The sequence below is a fragment of the Pseudomonas sp. GW821-FHT01E05 genome (assembly GCF_059422425.1).
The window spans coordinates 83,894-98,865 of sequence record NZ_JBWKWW010000014.1; the positions used below are offsets into that span (position 1 = coordinate 83,894).

Sequence of the window (14,972 nt, forward strand, 5' to 3'; positions counted from 1 at the left end):
AGGCCCTACGGGGAGAATAATAAGAAATGCAGAACAATCATCTGAGTCGGCACGCCCAACAGGTGCTGACCGTGACTCAGGGCAAAGCCCACTTGCAGGGGCCGGGTAGCGATCCGTCCATTGCCCGTTCATGGCTGCGTTGCCTTGAGGACTATCACCTCGATCCGGCCCTGAGTATTGCGCCGACGGTGCTTGAACATGGTCGCGTTCTGGAAAGCCGCGAGCGTTTGCAGCAAGTGCTGCAGATCGCCGGCAACGAAATGACCAGCCTCCATCAGCAACTCTCCGGTGCCGGTCATGCGGTGCTGCTCACCGATTCGCGTGGGGTGATCCTCAACTGCGTCACCGCGCCCGCCGAGCGCAAGATTTTCGAGCGCGCCGGCCTATGGCTCGGTGCGGACTGGAGCGAAGCCTGCGAAGGCACCAACGGCATCGGCACCTGCCTGGTGGAGCGCCAGTCGCTGACCATCCATCAGGACGAACATTTCCGCGGTCGCCACACAGGGCTTACCTGCTCGGCGAGCCCGGTGTTCGACCCCCATGGTGAGCTGCTGGCGGTGCTCGATGTGTCGTCGGCGCGCCATGACGTTTCGCGTCAGAGCCAGTTCCACACCATGGCGCTGGTCAATCTCTCGGCAAAGATGATCGAGAGCTGTTATTTCCTGCGTTACTTCGACAACCAGTGGTTGCTGCGCTTTCACTTGCAGGCCGAGTCCGTTGGCCTGTTCAGCGAAGGGCTGCTGGCATTCGATGGGGAAGGGCGGATCAGCGCGGTCAACCAAAGTGCCTTGAATCTGCTGGGGCATGTGCGCGGCGGGCTGCTTGGCAAGCCGGTAGAAGCCTTTTTCGATTGCTCTCTGGATGAACTGCTCGGTCGTGCCAGTGTGAACGCCAACGCCAGTTGGCCGCTGCGCACCCGTGACGGGCGCGGCTTGTTCGCGGTGTTGCGTGGCCAGCCGCGTAGTGTGCCGAGCCCGGTGATACAGACTCCGCCGGTGGCCGAGCGTGCGCGACTGTCTGGTATCTGCCTGGGCGATGCAGCGTTGCAAAACGATTTCCGCAAAGCCTTGCGGGTGTTCGAACGCGATGTACCGCTGCTGATCAACGGCGAAACCGGTTCCGGTAAAGAAGCCTTCGCCAAGGCTGTGCATCACGCCAGTCAACGGGCGGATAAAGCCTTTGTCGCGCTCAATTGCGCGGCGATCCCTGAAAGTCTGATTGAGAGCGAACTGTTCGGCTATCGCGGCGGCAGTTTCACCGGAGCGCGCAAAGAAGGTATGCGCGGCAAGTTGCAACAGGCCGATGGCGGCACCTTATTCCTCGATGAAATCGGCGACATGCCGCTGGCTTTGCAGACCCGTCTGTTAAGGGTGTTGGAGGACCGGCTGGTGGTGCCCATCGGCGGCGAGCCGCAGGCGGTGAACGTTCGGGTTATCAGCGCGACCCACCGTGACTTGCTCGAGCGGGTGCAGGACGGCAGTTTTCGCGAGGACTTGTATTACCGGCTCAACGGCCTGGAGATCGGCTTGCCGGCGTTGCGCGAGCGTAGCGACAAATCGCAGTTGCTGGACTTCCTGCTGGCCGAGGAGGCCGGCGAGCACAACGTATTGCTTGACGGGCCGGCGCGACAGGCGTTGCTGGACTTCGCCTGGCCGGGCAATGTGCGGCAATTGCGTAATGTGCTGCGCACCCTGGCGGCGCTGTGCGACGACGGGCGGATTGGTCTGCAGGATTTGCCGGTGATGATCAGGCAGAGTCGGCCAGTTCTGGCGCTAACGACCGTCGAAGAGTCCTCCGGGCATCCCCTTGATGACGCCGAGCGTCTGGCATTGCTCGACGTCCTGGAACAGCAGCGTTGGCACATGACCCATACTGCCGAACAGTTGGGGGTCAGCCGCAATACCCTTTATAGAAAGCTGCGCAAGCATGGAATAGCGCGCTAGCGAAAAGATGATCGTTCCCACGCTCTGCGTGGGAATGCAGCCCGTGACGCTCCGCGTCACATTCACGAGCGGACGCAGAGCGTCCATTGAGGCATTCCCACGCGGAGCGTGGGAACGATCAAGCTCCCTCGCCACAGGGGAACGATCACTCAAACACAAGGTGCGATTTGCGGTCCTCTACGCTAACCTGCCTCGATGTTTTACGAGGTTGACTATGCACATTCATATTCTTGGTATTTGCGGCACATTCATGGGCTCGTTGGCGGTACTGGCCAAAGAGCTGGGTCATCGCGTGACCGGCTCCGATGCCAACGTTTATCCGCCGATGAGCACTCAATTGCAGGCTCAGGGCATTGAGCTGACACAGGGCTACGATCCCGCCCAACTCGATCCGGCGCCGGATCTGGTGGTGATCGGCAACGCGCTCTCGCGTGGTAACCCTGCGGTTGAGTACGTGCTGAACAAAGGCCTGCCGTATGTTTCCGGTCCGCAATGGCTGGCCGATCATGTGCTGCAAGGTCGCTGGGTGCTGGCGGTTGCAGGAACTCACGGCAAAACCACCACCAGCAGCATGCTGGCCTGGGTGTTGGAGCACGCCGGGATGAGCCCGGGCTTCCTGATCGGCGGTGTACCGCAGAACTTTGCCGTGTCGGCACGCTTGGGCGGTACGCCGTTCTTCGTGGTCGAGGCGGATGAATATGACAGTGCGTTCTTCGACAAGCGCTCCAAGTTCGTTCACTACCGCCCGCGCACGGTGATCCTGAACAACCTCGAGTTCGATCACGCTGACATCTTTCCCGATCTGCCCGCCATCGAACGTCAGTTCCACCACTTGGTGCGGACCATCCCGAGCGAAGGTCTGGTGATCTATCCGACCACTGAACCTGCGTTGCAGCGAGTGATCGAAATGGGTTGCTGGACTCCGGTGCAAACCACCGGTGTTGGTGGCCAATGGCAGGTCAAGCTGCTCAGCGAAGATGGCTCGAAGTTCGAGGTCATGTTCGACGGTGTCGCCCAAGGTGTGGTCGACTGGGGCATGACCGGCCAGCATAACGTCGCCAACGCCTTGGCCACTTTGGCGGCTGCGCGACACGTCGGTGTAGTGCCATCCATGGGCATCGCCGCGTTGAGCGCATTCAAAAGCGTCAAGCGACGAATGGAAAAAGTCGCTGAAGTCCATGGCGTCACCATCTACGACGACTTCGCCCACCACCCGACGGCGATTGCTACCACCCTCGATGGCTTGCGCAAACGCATCGGTGACGCGCCGTTGATTGCGATCATCGAGCCGCGCTCCAACTCCATGAAACTCGGCGCGCACCGTGATGGTTTGCCGGAAAGCGTGGTCGATGCCGATCAGGTGATCTGGTACTCGCCGGCCAACCTCGGTTGGGATCTGGGCGCTACCGCAGCGTTGTGCACAGTGCCGTCGATTGTCAGCCATTCATTGGAAGGCATCATCGAACGGGTGAAAAGTCAGGCCAAACCCGGTACCCACGTGGTGATCATGAGCAACGGCGGCTTCGGTGGCCTGCACGGCAAACTGGCCGAGGCACTGCAATGAGCAACAGCCCTGAACGCATCACACTGGCGATGACCGGTGCCTCCGGCGCGCAGTACGGCTTGCGCCTGCTCGACTGCCTGGTGCGTGAAGATCGCGAGGTGCATTTCCTGATCTCAAAGGCCGCGCAACTGGTGATGGCCACCGAGACCGATGTTTCGCTGCCGTCGAAAACCCAGATGATGCAGGCCTTCCTTACCGAATACACCGGCGCTGCCGCCGGGCAAATTCGTGTGTATGGCAAGGAAGACTGGATGTCACCTGTGGCCTCCGGTTCCGGTTCGCCGAGTGCAATGGTGGTGGTGCCGTGTTCTACCGGGACCTTGTCGGCAATCGCCACGGGCGCATGCAACAACCTGATCGAGCGCGCCGCGGACGTCACCTTGAAGGAGCGTCGTCAGCTGATTCTGGTGCCCCGTGAAGCGCCGTATTCCAGTATCCATCTGGAGAACATGCTCAAGCTGTCGAACATGGGCGTGACCATCCTGCCTGCATCACCGGGTTTCTATCACCAGCCACAGACCATTGATGACCTCATCGATTTCGTCGTGGCGCGGATTCTCAACCTGCTGAACATCCCACAAGACATGCTGCCGCGTTGGGGCGAACACCATTTGAGCAGCGATGAATAAGCTATTGAGCATTATCCTCGCCCTGCAATTGGGTGGCTGCGCCACGGCGCGAACCCTGGATGCTGCCAAGCCGGGCGCGCCAGTGGTGTATTCGGGAACACGCCTGGATGTGTATGCGATGCAGGGCGGTTGCTGCGCCATGGACCGTTTCGGCGCCGAGGCCCCGAGCTACCCGGGCGTCGATCTGCCGGCCAGCGCCTTGCTCGACACCTTGTTGTTGCCGCTGTCGGTGTTGACGGTGATGGGGGTAGGGTTTCAGGCGACAGGTGGGTTGTAGGGGGGAGCACCGAACCCGCTTTCGTAGCAGCTGCCGCCAGGCTGCGTTCGGCCGCGAAGCGGTCGCAATCCAGGCTATTGGATCTCTACCCAGAAATGCGATATGGCATTCACGACCGCTCCGCGGCCGAACGCAGGCTTCGCCAGCTGCTACGGGATCTGTGTTGTTACTTACCCAGTTTGCGCAACTCATCCGACTCGACGATTCGAACCCCATCCTGCTCTTCCAGCGCCAGGCGCCACATGGCTCGGGCCAGTTGGCAGGCTTCGATACCGTGGTATTTACCGGGGAGCAACTTGGAAAACGGTGCTGCCAGTTGTTCCACCAGGCGCGGTTCCAGGCGATCGCCGATCAACAGGGAAGGGCGCACGATGGTCAACTGCGGCCAGTTCTGGGCCTTCAAGGCATACTCCATTTCGCCTTTGACTCTGTTGTAGAGCACCGAGGACCTCCGATCGGCGCCGATGGCGCTGATCACGATCAGATGCCGCGCACCCATCTCCCGGGCGCGTTTGGCGAAGGCCACGACCAGATCGAAGTCCACCGCCCGAAAGGCTTGCTCGGAGCCGGCCTTTTTGATGGTGGTGCCCAGGCAGCAGTAAGCGATATCGACGCGCCCACTGAGCTGTGGAAGAAAGACTTCCGGGTCACCCACCGGATTTTCCAGGTGGGGATGCTCGGCCAACGGCCGGCGTGAGGGCGCTAATACACGGTTGACTGTCGGCTCGTTGAGCAGCCGGTCGAGTAGATGTTCACCGGTCAGGCCGGTGGCTCCGGCAAGCAAGACATGCTGAGGCGTCAAGTACATAGTGTTTCCCCCTTGATACTGTTTCAGCTTAGTTGCTCTTTGTTACCTTGTTGTTCAAGGAGGCGCTTTCGAGAGCCTTTCGTGCTTGCTGTTTACGCAACAACTGCCAGCGCGCGAGGACGCCCTTGGGCGCCCAGATTTGTGGCTCCGACGCTTCGAAGCTGTCTGCCTGCTCGCGTGCGGCGACAGTCGCCTTGGCCAGGGCGAAGGCTTGCTGCAGGTCGTCGGTCTGGTTCAATGCCTGGGCGAACAGTGCGTCGCCGAAGTAGGTGAAGTCAGCTTCTTCCGAGCAGCCAAAGGACACCCTGTCAGCCCGTGAGGCCGTCATGATCAAGGTTCTCTCATCTTTGAGCGCCGGGATAAAACCGCCGGAGTAACAGGCCGAGATCACAATGATCTTGTCGCGATTCTTCAGCGGTGCGAGCACTGCGGCCAACTCGTCGGCCGGCAGGTCGGCCAGCTCCAGACGCGGCTGGTCCAGCACCAGCTCGTGTTCTTGGGTGCCGTGACTGGTCAGGTAAATGAACAGCAAATCTTCCGGACCGCTGCGCTCGGCCAGAGTCAGGACCGCACGCCGCAGACTCTCTCGGGTGGCCATGGGCCGATCACCAAGGTGGTCGCGGTGGTTGACCAGGCGGATCTGGCCATAGGCGCCAAAGCGGCTGGCGAGCATGTTGCTGACGTAGTCGGCCTCACGCAGGAACACACTTTGTTTGCCGTCACCGGCCAGCGTCAGGCTGTACAACTCGACCGCCGGGGTGGACGCGGGCACGTTGGCCAAGGCTTGTTCGAGCAGGCGACCTTGAGCCAGCAAGCCGAGTTCCAGCGTGTCCGGCAATAGTTTGCCGTCGGCATCACGCACCCGTTGGCCATTGACCCAATAACCGCTTTGCACGGTGCCATCGCGCAGCACCAGCGTGCCGTTGCCCTGATAGCTGTCGCTATCGAACTGGCCAATATAGAAACTGCCATCGCTGAGGTTCAAGCGGCCCAGGCCGGTGAAGCGCCAGTCACTGAACTGCCCGATGTAATGGCTGCCGTCGACGCCGATCAGTTCCCCTTTGCCATTGAGTGCACCTTCTTTGAACTGGCCGATCCAGACATCGCCATCGGCGTTTTCGTAGCGGCCCTTGCCGTGCAACTGGTTCTGCTTGAAGCCACCGATGTACATGTCACCTTCGGCGCTACTGAAGGTGCCGTTGCCTTCCAGTTGACCATCGACGAAATGGCCAGTGAACTGGTTGCCGCTGGCATCGCCGCGCTGGCCTTCGCCATTGGGTTTGCCATGGGCGAACTGGCCCTGGTATTGACTACCGTCTTCGAGCTCCAGACGACCGAGCCCTGAATACTGGTCGGCCTTGAACTCGCCGCGGTAGGTCATGCCGTCTTCTTTGAGCGTGCCTTCACCGTCGCGACGACCCAGCTTGAAACCGCCGGTGTAACTGCTGCCACTGGTGGTCAGGGTGCCCTGGCCATCGAACAGGCCTTGCTGGAACTGCCCGCTGTAAACCTCGCCATTGCTGCCGTGCCATTCACCCTTGCCATGCCACTGACCCTTGTCGAACTGACCGGCGTACCAGCTGCCATTCGGGTAATCGACGCGGCCCTGCCCCTGCAATAAGCCGTTGACCACATCGCCGTGATAGCGCCCGCCATCTGGCAAGCGGGCATCGGGCGGCAACAGCGATTCGCCGTCGCCGCACGCGGTGAGCAACAGGGTTAAAACGAGGGGTGCAAGTGAGCGCATAGCAGGATCCGGGCAATTAGGCGACCGAGTATGCCGCAGCTATGTGTCTGATATATAGAGACGCGGTGCGAAACAGCAGGAACTGCTTCGCATCCGGGAGGGGTTAAACGAACGCCAGCGACAGCGGTTCAGCAATGTACGCCGGTTTTTCCGATCCTTCTATTTCCAGGGTGGCTGTGGCCTTGAGCAGCCATTGGCCGGGTTTCTTTTCGATGACTTCCGTCAGGTCGACCTTGAGCCGGACTTTGGAGTTGACCTTGACTGGCTGGATGAAACGCACGCTGTCCAGTCCATAGTTGACGACCATTTTCAGACCTTCAGGCAATACCAGAAGGTCCTCCATCAATTTCGGGATCAGCGACAGCGACAAAAAGCCGTGGGCGATTGTGCTGCCAAACGGCGTTTGCGCCGCCTTCACCGGATCAACGTGGATGAACTGATAATCGCCAGTGGCTTCGGCGAACAGGTTGATGCGGTCTTGATCGATCGTGAGCCATTCGGAACGTCCGAGTTCCTTGCCGACATAATCTTTGAGCTCTGCAACTGGAACATAGGGCATTGAGACTCTCCTTGGGTTCATCGGTTTTATAGTTTTTTAAATGATGGGGTTGGCCCCCTGGCAACCACTTTAGATCATCATGGCCACTTGCTCCGGTCAACCATTTATGGTTTTTGCGAATGCCGGTTCATAGTACGCGGCATGCTTATAATGCCCGGCGCGTTTTTTGCGGGAGACGATGAATGTTGTTACGCGGCCTGACCTGGCTGGTGCTGTTTCAATTGCTCGGCACGGCCATCAATCACCTGTTTTTGCCGGTTCTACCTGGGCCGATTGTGGGGCTGCTGCTGTTGCTGGCGTTTCTGATTTCGCGTGGCGAGGTCGCTGAACCGTTGAGCCTGGCGGCCAGCAGTTTGTTACGTTATTTGCCATTGCTGCTGGTACCGCCTGCGGTAGGGGTGATGGTTTATGCCGCCGACATTGCCGCGGACTTCTGGGCGATCGTCGGCGCGCTGGTGTTGTCGCTGGTGATCTCCATGGCTTTCGTCGGAGTGCTGATGAACAAGTTGGTCAAGCGCCAGGCGCGTCGGGAGGATACCCAATGACCTTCAATTGGCAGGGGGCCCTGGCGGCGGTCATTCATCACCCGTTGTTTGGCATAGGCATTACCTTGGGCGCCTACCAACTGGTGTTGGCGGCGTTCGAGAAAACCCGATGGATATTTTTGCAACCGGTGCTGGTGTCGATGCTGTTGGTGATCGGCGTACTGGTCGGTTGCGGCCTGACCTACACCGAATATCGCAAAAGTACCGAGATCCTCAGCATTCTGCTGGGGCCGGCAACGGTTGCCCTGGCGGTACCGCTCTATCTCAATCTGCGGCGGATTCGGCAGCTGTTCTGGCCGATATTTACTACGCTGGTGATAGGTGGTGTGGTGGCGACAGGCCTCGGTGTGTTTCTGGGCTGGTGGTTCGGCACCGGACACATGGTTCTGATGACCATGGCACCCAAGTCGGTGACCTCGCCAATCGCCATGTTGGTGGCTGAACAGATTGGGGGTGTCGCGGCATTGGCGGCGGTATTCGTGTTGATCACCGGGGTGATCGGGGCGATTTTCGGTCCGGGTCTTTTGACTCGTTTAGGTGTCCATAGCCCTGAAGCCCGCGGTATGGCGCTGGGCATGACGGCGCATGCGGTCGGCACCTCGGTGGCGTTGCAGGAAAGTGAAGAATGTGGCGCTTTCGCCGCGTTGGCGATGAGTTTGATGGGTGTAGCCACGGCGGTGTTCCTGCCGTTGGCAGTGTCGATGGTGGTTTAAGGAAACCTTTATGAGTCTGGCGCTATTCCCTCTGAACACAGTGTTGTTTCCAGGGTGCATCCTCGACTTGCAGATCTTCGAGGCGCGTTATCTGGACATGATCGGTCGCTGCATGAAACAGGGCGGTGGCTTTGGCGTAGTGTGCATTGTCGAAGGCGATGAAGTCGGTGTCGCCCCCGAGGGCTATGCCCGGGTCGGGTGCGAGGCGGTGATCACCGACTTCAAGCAGCAGGACAACGGCCTGCTGGGGATTCGTGTGGAAGGCCGGCGTCGGTTTCGCGTGCTGAGCGCCGAGGTCCAGCGCGATCAGCTGACCGTGGCCGAGATCGAGTGGCTGGGCGAACTGCCCGAGAAGCCCTTGCAGAATGAAGATGCCGACTTGATCGCTTTGCTCAAGGCATTGGCCGAGCACCCGATGGTCGAAGCCTTGAACATGGGCACCGAGGCAACGGGCCAGCAATCATTGGCCAATCAGCTGGCTTATCTGTTGCCCTTTTCCGAACTGGACAAGATCGACCTGCTGCAACTGGACGATCCGCAACAACGCCTGGACGCGATCCAGGCGTTGCTTGATGAGTTGCAGGGGGAGTTGTTTGCCTAGCCTTTGACCCTTCGTTCCCACGCTCCTGCGTGGGAATGCCTTACTGGACGCTCGGCGTCCGCTCTTGAATGTGACGCAGAGCGTCACAGGCTGCATTCCCACGCAGAGCGTGGGAACGATCGAACTCCACAACCAAGCGTATGGCTTCCGCTTTTTCCTCAGAGGTAACAACCCGATATCCCATGACGCTTCCTTAGGTCGACACTCCTACATCATGGTCCAAAAACATTGAGCCACAACAGCCTCGCTCCTACGGGTATTGCGCGGTCCTTGTAGGAGCGAGGCTTGCCCGCGAAGACGTCCTCATGGCTCGCATGGATTTCGGTTGGAGCCCAATCCGCAAGCTCGTCTCAATACGCATACCGCGCCATCGCATAAGGCAAATGCCACAGCGCGAAGAAACCAAACAACGCCACCAGCGCCGGCAGTACCAGCCACCAGACTTTGCGCGGCATTACGCCCAAGGCGCGCTGGCGTTGGCTCAGGGCCAGGCTGGCCGCGCAGAAGCAGGCGGCGAGCATGGCGCCTGCCAGGATATCTGTCGGCCAATGGGCTCCGAGATACACCCGCGACAGTGCGATCGACGCCGCAGGCAAACAACCCAGCAGCAGCCAGGTCAGGCGCATCCGCGGTGGCTGGCCGCGTCCGGCGAGTACCGCCAGAGTCAGGAACAGGGCGAACGAACCGGAGCTGTGGCCGCTGGGCATGCTGTAGCTGGTCAGCGGATCAGTCAGCACTTCCGGGCGCATGCGGGCGAAAAACCACTTGGTCGCGGTATTGGCCAGGGCGGTGCACAGTAGCGTGGCGCCGGCGAAGGTAGCGTGTCGCCATTGCCGGGTGGCCAGCAGCAGGATCGTCACCAGAGTGCTGGCCAGCAGCATCGTGCGAAATTCGCCGAGCTGCGTCAGGGCCACCATCACCTCATCCATCGACGGGCTGCGGTGTTCTTGTACCAGCGTCATCACGCCATGATCGAGCTGAGCCAAGTACGGATAGCCGATAAACAGTCCTGCCAGAATCATCAGGCTCAGGCCTGTTATCAGCAGCGTGACCTTGCGGTGGCGGCGCAGGGTACTGTTGATACTCAGACCCACCAGCACCGCGATGCTGCCCGCGACGATCCCGGCTTGTGGCCAGAACCCTTCGGGCAACGGCAGGCGAATCGCTGCGCCAGTGGCCCAGCCCGGCAGCAAATAGGCAACCGTCCAGCCTGCTGCAGCCAGCACGCTGACGGCAATAAAACGTGGAAATGGCATGTCGAACATCCCGGCAACCATCGGCAGCATCGGTCGCAACGGGCCAATAAAGCGCCCGACCAGCAGGCTGGCGATGCCATAGCGCTGGAAATACGCCTCGGCGCCGCTGATCCACTCGGGGTGATGGCGCAGCCCCGGCAGGCGACGAATGTTCTGGTGGAAGCGTCTGCCGAGCAAATAAGACGCCGCGTCGCCAAGCAAGCCACCGAGAAAACCCATTAGCAGGGTCTCGCCCAGGGACAGCGCGCCACTGCCGGCCAGCACGGTGATGGCAAATAACAATACCGTGCCCGGCACGATCAGCCCGGCAATCGCCAGGCACTCCACGCACGTCACTATGAAGACCGCCGCGGCCAGCCATTGCGGGTTTGCCGTCAACCAGCCGGTCAGGCTATCGAGCCATGGGCCCATCGATTCAACTCCATTGGATTGGTGTCATATTGGCACTGCCTACGGCTGCGATCTTTTGATCTGGCTTTTGTACGTGCCAGAGAGAAGATCGCAGGCGTCGCCAGCCCCTACAGGTTTCAGATCAGAAAATAGTCGCAACCTTCGACCTGGCCACGGCGTAGCGGGTTTCGGGTGCAATAAGGCGCGTAGGCGGCATCGACGAAGCGGTACATCAAGTGTTCGTCGCGCCCGTGCGGAATGCCTAGACGAGTGGTTTGAATGACGTGCGCCGGTGGCGTGCCGACATCTTCGACAAACAGCAACTCATGATCGAAGCGTTTGGCATCCCAGGCGGGTACTTTCAGGCCGAGTGCCTTGCATAGCAGAGTCTGGCCGGCGCAGAGCTTCTGCGACGGGCGCGGTCGACCATTGGCGTCGGGGTTGTTCAAGAGCATTTGTGCCAGGCTCGCGGGGCCGGACAACTCGTCGACCCACGGATAGGCCGATTTGATCAGGACGGCATTACCCGGCCCGTGCGCACTGAAGTTCAGCGAATCGCCGCCACGGGCGTAGTACATATAGATGTGGCCGCCATCCAGAAACAAAGCCTTACGTTTTTCCGTGTAGCCAAGGGAGGCATGGCTGCCTTTCTCGGCACAGTAATAGGCTTCGGTCTCAATGATTCGCGCCGAAAGCCACAGATTACCGACCCGATGGCGGATGACTTTACCCAGTAAATCGCGAGCAAGTATCTGAGCGTCTCGGTTGAAAAACTGGTCAGGCAGGGCGTTGGGCGGGTTCTCGGTGATCAGATTGGACATGATGGCCAAGGGCAATTCGGCTAAATGTGACCGAATGATAACAACTTAAGCCTTAATCGAGGCTGAACAGTGGGTATTTGCACCCCATTTCGACCATCCGCCCGTCACCGCTGTTAGTAGGAGAGCGCGACAGCTATAATCTGCCGCTTTCCTCTTTGCCAAGACCATAGAGACCATGACTGAGTCCGTTCTTGACTACATGACCCGTTTGGGTCGCGCTGCCCGCGAAGCCTCCCGCGTGATCGGCCGTGCCAGCACCGCGCAGAAAAACCGCGCGCTGCACGCTGCCGCCGCGGCTTTGGATGCCGCTCGCGCCGAGTTGACCACCGCTAATGAACTGGACCTGGCCGCTGGTCGGGCCAACGGTCTTGAGCCGGCCATGCTTGAGCGTCTGGCGCTGACTCCGGCACGGATCGACAGCATGATTGTCGGTTTGCGTCAGGTGGCCAGCCTGCCGGACCCGATTGGCGCGATCCGCGACATGAGCTATCGGCCATCGGGTATTCAAGTCGGCAAGATGCGCGTGCCGCTGGGCGTCGTGGGAATTATCTATGAGTCGCGTCCGAACGTGACCATCGACGCCGCGAGCCTGTGCCTGAAGTCGGGCAACGCAACCATCTTGCGTGGTGGCTCGGAAGCCATTCATTCCAACCGCGCAATCGCCGCGTGCATTCAGCGTGGCCTGGCCGAAGCCGGGTTGCCGGCTGCCGTGGTGCAAGTGGTTGAAGTCACTGATCGCGCAGCCGTTGGCGCGCTGATCACCATGCCCGAATACGTCGACGTGATCGTGCCCCGTGGCGGCAAGGGTCTGATCGAGCGCGTCAGCCGTGACGCCCGCGTGCCGGTGATCAAGCACCTGGACGGCATCTGCCACATTTATGTCAGTGCCCACGCCGAATTGCCCAAGGCCCAGCGCATCGCGTTCAACGCCAAGACTTATCGTTATGGTATCTGCGGCGCCATGGAAACCTTGCTGGTCGATCAGGCGGTGGCCACCGATTTCTTGCCGGCGATGGCCGAACAGTTCCGCGCCAAGGGTGTCGAGCTTCGGGGTTGCGAGCGAACTCGCGCAGTCATCGACGTGGTCGCGGCAACCGAAGAAGACTGGAACACCGAATACCTGGCACCGATCCTGTCGATCCGCGTGGTCGACGGGCTGGATGAGGCCATCGAACATATCAACCATTACGGCTCCCATCACACCGACTCGATCGTTACCGAGCATCAGGGCGAGGCCCGGCGTTTTGTTGCTGAGGTCGACTCCAGTTCCGTGATGATCAACACCCCGACCTGCTTCGCCGATGGCTTCGAGTATGGATTGGGTGCGGAGATTGGCATTTCTACTGATAAGCTGCACGCCCGCGGTCCGGTGGGGCTCGAAGGTTTGACGTGCGAGAAGTACATCGTGGTCGGTGATGGCCAGTTGCGCGGTCAGGAGTCGGTCTGACTTGGCCGATAAACGCCAGTCAGCTACCGTGACCCCAAGCGAACCCCTGCCTCGACGCATTGGCGTGCTGGGCGGGACCTTCGACCCGGTACACATCGGCCATTTGCGCGGTGCACTGGAGGTTGCCGAATCGCTGGCGCTCGATGAGCTGCGTCTGACACCCAGTGCCAGGCCGCCGCATCGGGATACGCCACAGGTTTCGGCCCCCGACCGTCTGGCGATGGTCGAATGTGCGGTAGCGGGCGTTGCACCGTTGGTGGTGGACGCTCGTGAGCTGCAACGGGACAAACCGTCCTACACTATCGACACCCTGGAACTGATGCGGGCCGAGTTGGCCGCTGATGACCAGTTATTTCTACTTTTGGGCTGGGACGCATTTTGCGGCCTGCCCACTTGGCATCGCTGGGAAGAGTTGCTCCAGTATTGCCACATCCTGGTGCTGCAACGCCCGGATGCCGACAGCGAACCGCCGGATGCCCTGCGCAACCTGCTGGCAGCGCGCTCGGTGAGCGACCCGCTGGCCCTCAAGGGGCCGAGCGGACACATTGCATTCGTCTGGCAGACGCCGCTCGCGGTATCCGCCACCCAGATCCGTCAACTGCTGGCCAGCGGTAAGTCGGTACGTTTCCTGGTGCCTGACGCGGTCCTGGCCTACATCGATGCGCACGGACTTTACCGTGCGTCGAACTGAAAAGGAGCGCTTCAAGGCACGAATAAACGTGTATTGAAGCGCCCGAACATACGAGCTGAACGAGTTTTATATGACGAACAAAGTACAAATTAGCGGCGAAGAAGTAGTCAAGCTGACAGTAGCGGCTCTGGAAGACGTCAAAGCGGTAGATATCCACGTAATCGATGTGCGCGAAAAGCACAGCATCACCGATTACATGATCATCGCGACCGGTACCTCTTCTCGCCAGATCAACGCGATGCTCGACAAGGTTCGCGAAGAAGTGAAAAAGCATGGCCTCAAGCCGTTGGGCGAAGAAGGCAAAGGCAACAGCGACTGGGTTCTGCTGGACCTGGACATCGTCATCGTGCACATGATGACCGCCTCTGCACGTCAGTTCTATGACCTTGAGCGTCTGTGGTCTGGCGCTGAACAGAGCCGTGCTCTGAATGCTGCTCACCACAGCCCGGAAAACTCCCACGAGCACTTCATCAAGCTCAACCGCGACCAGGAATAAGGGGCCGCTGTGCGACTGCGTCTGATCGCCGTCGGTTCCCGCATGCCCAAATGGGTGGAAGAAGGCTGGCATGAGTATGCCAAGCGTCTGCCATCCGAGCTGGCGCTGGAGCTGGTGGAAATACCGCTCAACACCCGTGGCAAGAACGCTGACGTGGCGCGCTTCATTCGCCAGGAGGGCGAAGCCATGCTGGCCAAGGTCGGCCCGAACGAGCGCGTCGTTACCCTTGAAGTGCACGGCAAGCCCTGGAGCACCGAGCAACTGGCGGTCGAGCTCGATCGCTGGCGGCTGGATTCGCGTACGGTGAATTTCATGGTTGGCGGCCCCGAGGGGTTGGCGCCTGAAGTCTGCGCGCGGGCCGATCAGCGCTGGTCGCTGTCGCCGCTGACCTTGCCGCATCCGCTGGTGCGGATTCTGATCGGTGAACAGCTGTATCGCGCCTGGACAGTGCTGTCCGGGCACCCTTACCACAAGTAGTTCAGCGC

The 14,972-nt window shown here is 60.2% G+C and carries 16 protein-coding genes; 11 read left to right on the plus strand and 5 right to left on the minus strand.

Annotated features, from left to right (window positions below):
• The first annotated feature begins 26 nt into the window (after nt 1-26).
• The 4 genes from AC07W5_RS25895 to AC07W5_RS25910 all read left to right on the plus strand — a co-directional run bounded on the left by AC07W5_RS25895 (nt 27) and on the right by AC07W5_RS25910 (nt 4,413).
• On the plus strand, nt 27-1,943 hold the full coding sequence (locus AC07W5_RS25895) for a sigma-54-dependent Fis family transcriptional regulator (protein WP_495012484.1): 1,917 nt from the start codon (nt 27-29) through the stop codon (nt 1,941-1,943).
• Nucleotides 1,944-2,157: 214 nt separating this feature from the next.
• Nucleotides 2,158-3,507 (plus strand): UDP-N-acetylmuramate:L-alanyl-gamma-D-glutamyl-meso-diaminopimelate ligase, encoded by a 1,350-nt coding sequence (mpl, locus tag AC07W5_RS25900; RefSeq protein WP_494995011.1) that lies wholly within the window; start codon nt 2,158-2,160, stop codon nt 3,505-3,507.
• Nucleotides 3,504-4,136 carry a flavin prenyltransferase UbiX gene (gene ubiX, locus AC07W5_RS25905; RefSeq protein WP_494995012.1) on the plus strand — a complete coding sequence of 211 codons (633 nt, stop codon included), beginning with the start codon at nt 3,504-3,506 and terminating at the stop codon, nt 4,134-4,136. Before mpl ends, ubiX begins: the two co-directional genes overlap by 4 nt.
• Complete coding sequence (locus AC07W5_RS25910) at nt 4,129-4,413, plus strand: YceK/YidQ family lipoprotein (RefSeq protein WP_494995013.1); 285 nt, start codon at nt 4,129-4,131, stop codon at nt 4,411-4,413. The genes ubiX and AC07W5_RS25910 overlap by 8 nt, the downstream gene beginning before the upstream one ends.
• Before the next feature lie 166 nt (nt 4,414-4,579).
• Here the strand turns inward: AC07W5_RS25910 and AC07W5_RS25915 are convergent, their stop codons facing one another.
• From AC07W5_RS25915 to AC07W5_RS25925, 3 genes are all read right to left on the minus strand, one after another.
• Nucleotides 4,580-5,221 carry an oxidoreductase gene (locus AC07W5_RS25915; RefSeq protein ID WP_494995014.1) on the minus strand — a complete coding sequence of 214 codons (642 nt, stop codon included), beginning with the start codon at nt 5,219-5,221 and terminating at the stop codon, nt 4,580-4,582.
• Between the two features lie 28 nt (nt 5,222-5,249).
• The gene (locus AC07W5_RS25920) at nt 5,250-6,968 is read right to left on the minus strand and encodes a C13 family peptidase (protein ID WP_495012486.1); all 1,719 of its coding nucleotides are present in this window, start codon (nt 6,966-6,968) and stop codon (nt 5,250-5,252) included.
• A gap of 103 nt (nt 6,969-7,071) precedes the next feature.
• Nucleotides 7,072-7,527, minus strand: coding sequence for a MaoC family dehydratase (locus AC07W5_RS25925; RefSeq protein ID WP_495012487.1), 456 nt, complete (start codon nt 7,525-7,527; stop codon nt 7,072-7,074).
• A gap of 182 nt (nt 7,528-7,709) precedes the next feature.
• Here AC07W5_RS25925 and AC07W5_RS25930 point away from each other — a divergent pair, with 182 nt between their 5' ends.
• Genes AC07W5_RS25930 through AC07W5_RS25940 form a run of 3 tightly spaced genes read left to right on the plus strand, consistent with a single transcriptional unit; the run spans nt 7,710 to nt 9,386 of the window.
• Nucleotides 7,710-8,072: a CidA/LrgA family protein gene (locus AC07W5_RS25930; RefSeq protein WP_494995017.1), complete on the plus strand. Its 363-nt coding sequence runs from the start codon at nt 7,710-7,712 to the stop codon at nt 8,070-8,072.
• Complete coding sequence (locus tag AC07W5_RS25935) at nt 8,069-8,785, plus strand: LrgB family protein (RefSeq protein ID WP_494995018.1); 717 nt, start codon at nt 8,069-8,071, stop codon at nt 8,783-8,785. Before AC07W5_RS25930 ends, AC07W5_RS25935 begins: the two co-directional genes overlap by 4 nt.
• 10 nt (nt 8,786-8,795) lie before the next feature.
• On the plus strand, nt 8,796-9,386 hold the full coding sequence (locus tag AC07W5_RS25940) for an LON peptidase substrate-binding domain-containing protein (RefSeq protein WP_494995019.1): 591 nt from the start codon (nt 8,796-8,798) through the stop codon (nt 9,384-9,386).
• A 350-nt stretch (nt 9,387-9,736) separates the two neighbouring features.
• Here AC07W5_RS25940 and AC07W5_RS25945 read toward each other — a convergent pair whose 3' ends face one another.
• Both AC07W5_RS25945 and AC07W5_RS25950 read right to left on the minus strand, forming a co-directional pair.
• Nucleotides 9,737-11,053, minus strand: coding sequence for a bifunctional DedA family/phosphatase PAP2 family protein (locus AC07W5_RS25945; RefSeq protein ID WP_495024552.1), 1,317 nt, complete (start codon nt 11,051-11,053; stop codon nt 9,737-9,739).
• A 116-nt stretch (nt 11,054-11,169) separates the two neighbouring features.
• Nucleotides 11,170-11,853, minus strand: coding sequence for a DNA-3-methyladenine glycosylase (locus AC07W5_RS25950; RefSeq protein ID WP_494995021.1), 684 nt, complete (start codon nt 11,851-11,853; stop codon nt 11,170-11,172).
• 175 nt (nt 11,854-12,028) lie between these two features.
• On the opposite strand from AC07W5_RS25950, the gene AC07W5_RS25955 reads away from it, so the two are divergent.
• From AC07W5_RS25955 to rlmH, 4 genes are all read left to right on the plus strand, one after another.
• On the plus strand, nt 12,029-13,300 hold the full coding sequence (locus AC07W5_RS25955; protein ID WP_494995022.1) for a glutamate-5-semialdehyde dehydrogenase: 1,272 nt from the start codon (nt 12,029-12,031) through the stop codon (nt 13,298-13,300).
• 46 nt (nt 13,301-13,346) lie between these two features.
• Nucleotides 13,347-13,991: a nicotinate-nucleotide adenylyltransferase gene (gene nadD, locus AC07W5_RS25960; RefSeq protein WP_494995084.1), complete on the plus strand. Its 645-nt coding sequence runs from the start codon at nt 13,347-13,349 to the stop codon at nt 13,989-13,991.
• A gap of 70 nt (nt 13,992-14,061) precedes the next feature.
• Entirely contained in the window at nt 14,062-14,487 is a 426-nt protein-coding gene (gene rsfS, locus AC07W5_RS25965; protein ID WP_494995023.1) for a ribosome silencing factor, read from the plus strand.
• A 9-nt stretch (nt 14,488-14,496) separates the two neighbouring features.
• Entirely contained in the window at nt 14,497-14,964 is a 468-nt protein-coding gene (rlmH, locus tag AC07W5_RS25970) for a 23S rRNA (pseudouridine(1915)-N(3))-methyltransferase RlmH (protein WP_007937439.1), read from the plus strand.
• The last annotated feature ends 8 nt before the right edge of the window (nt 14,965-14,972 follow it).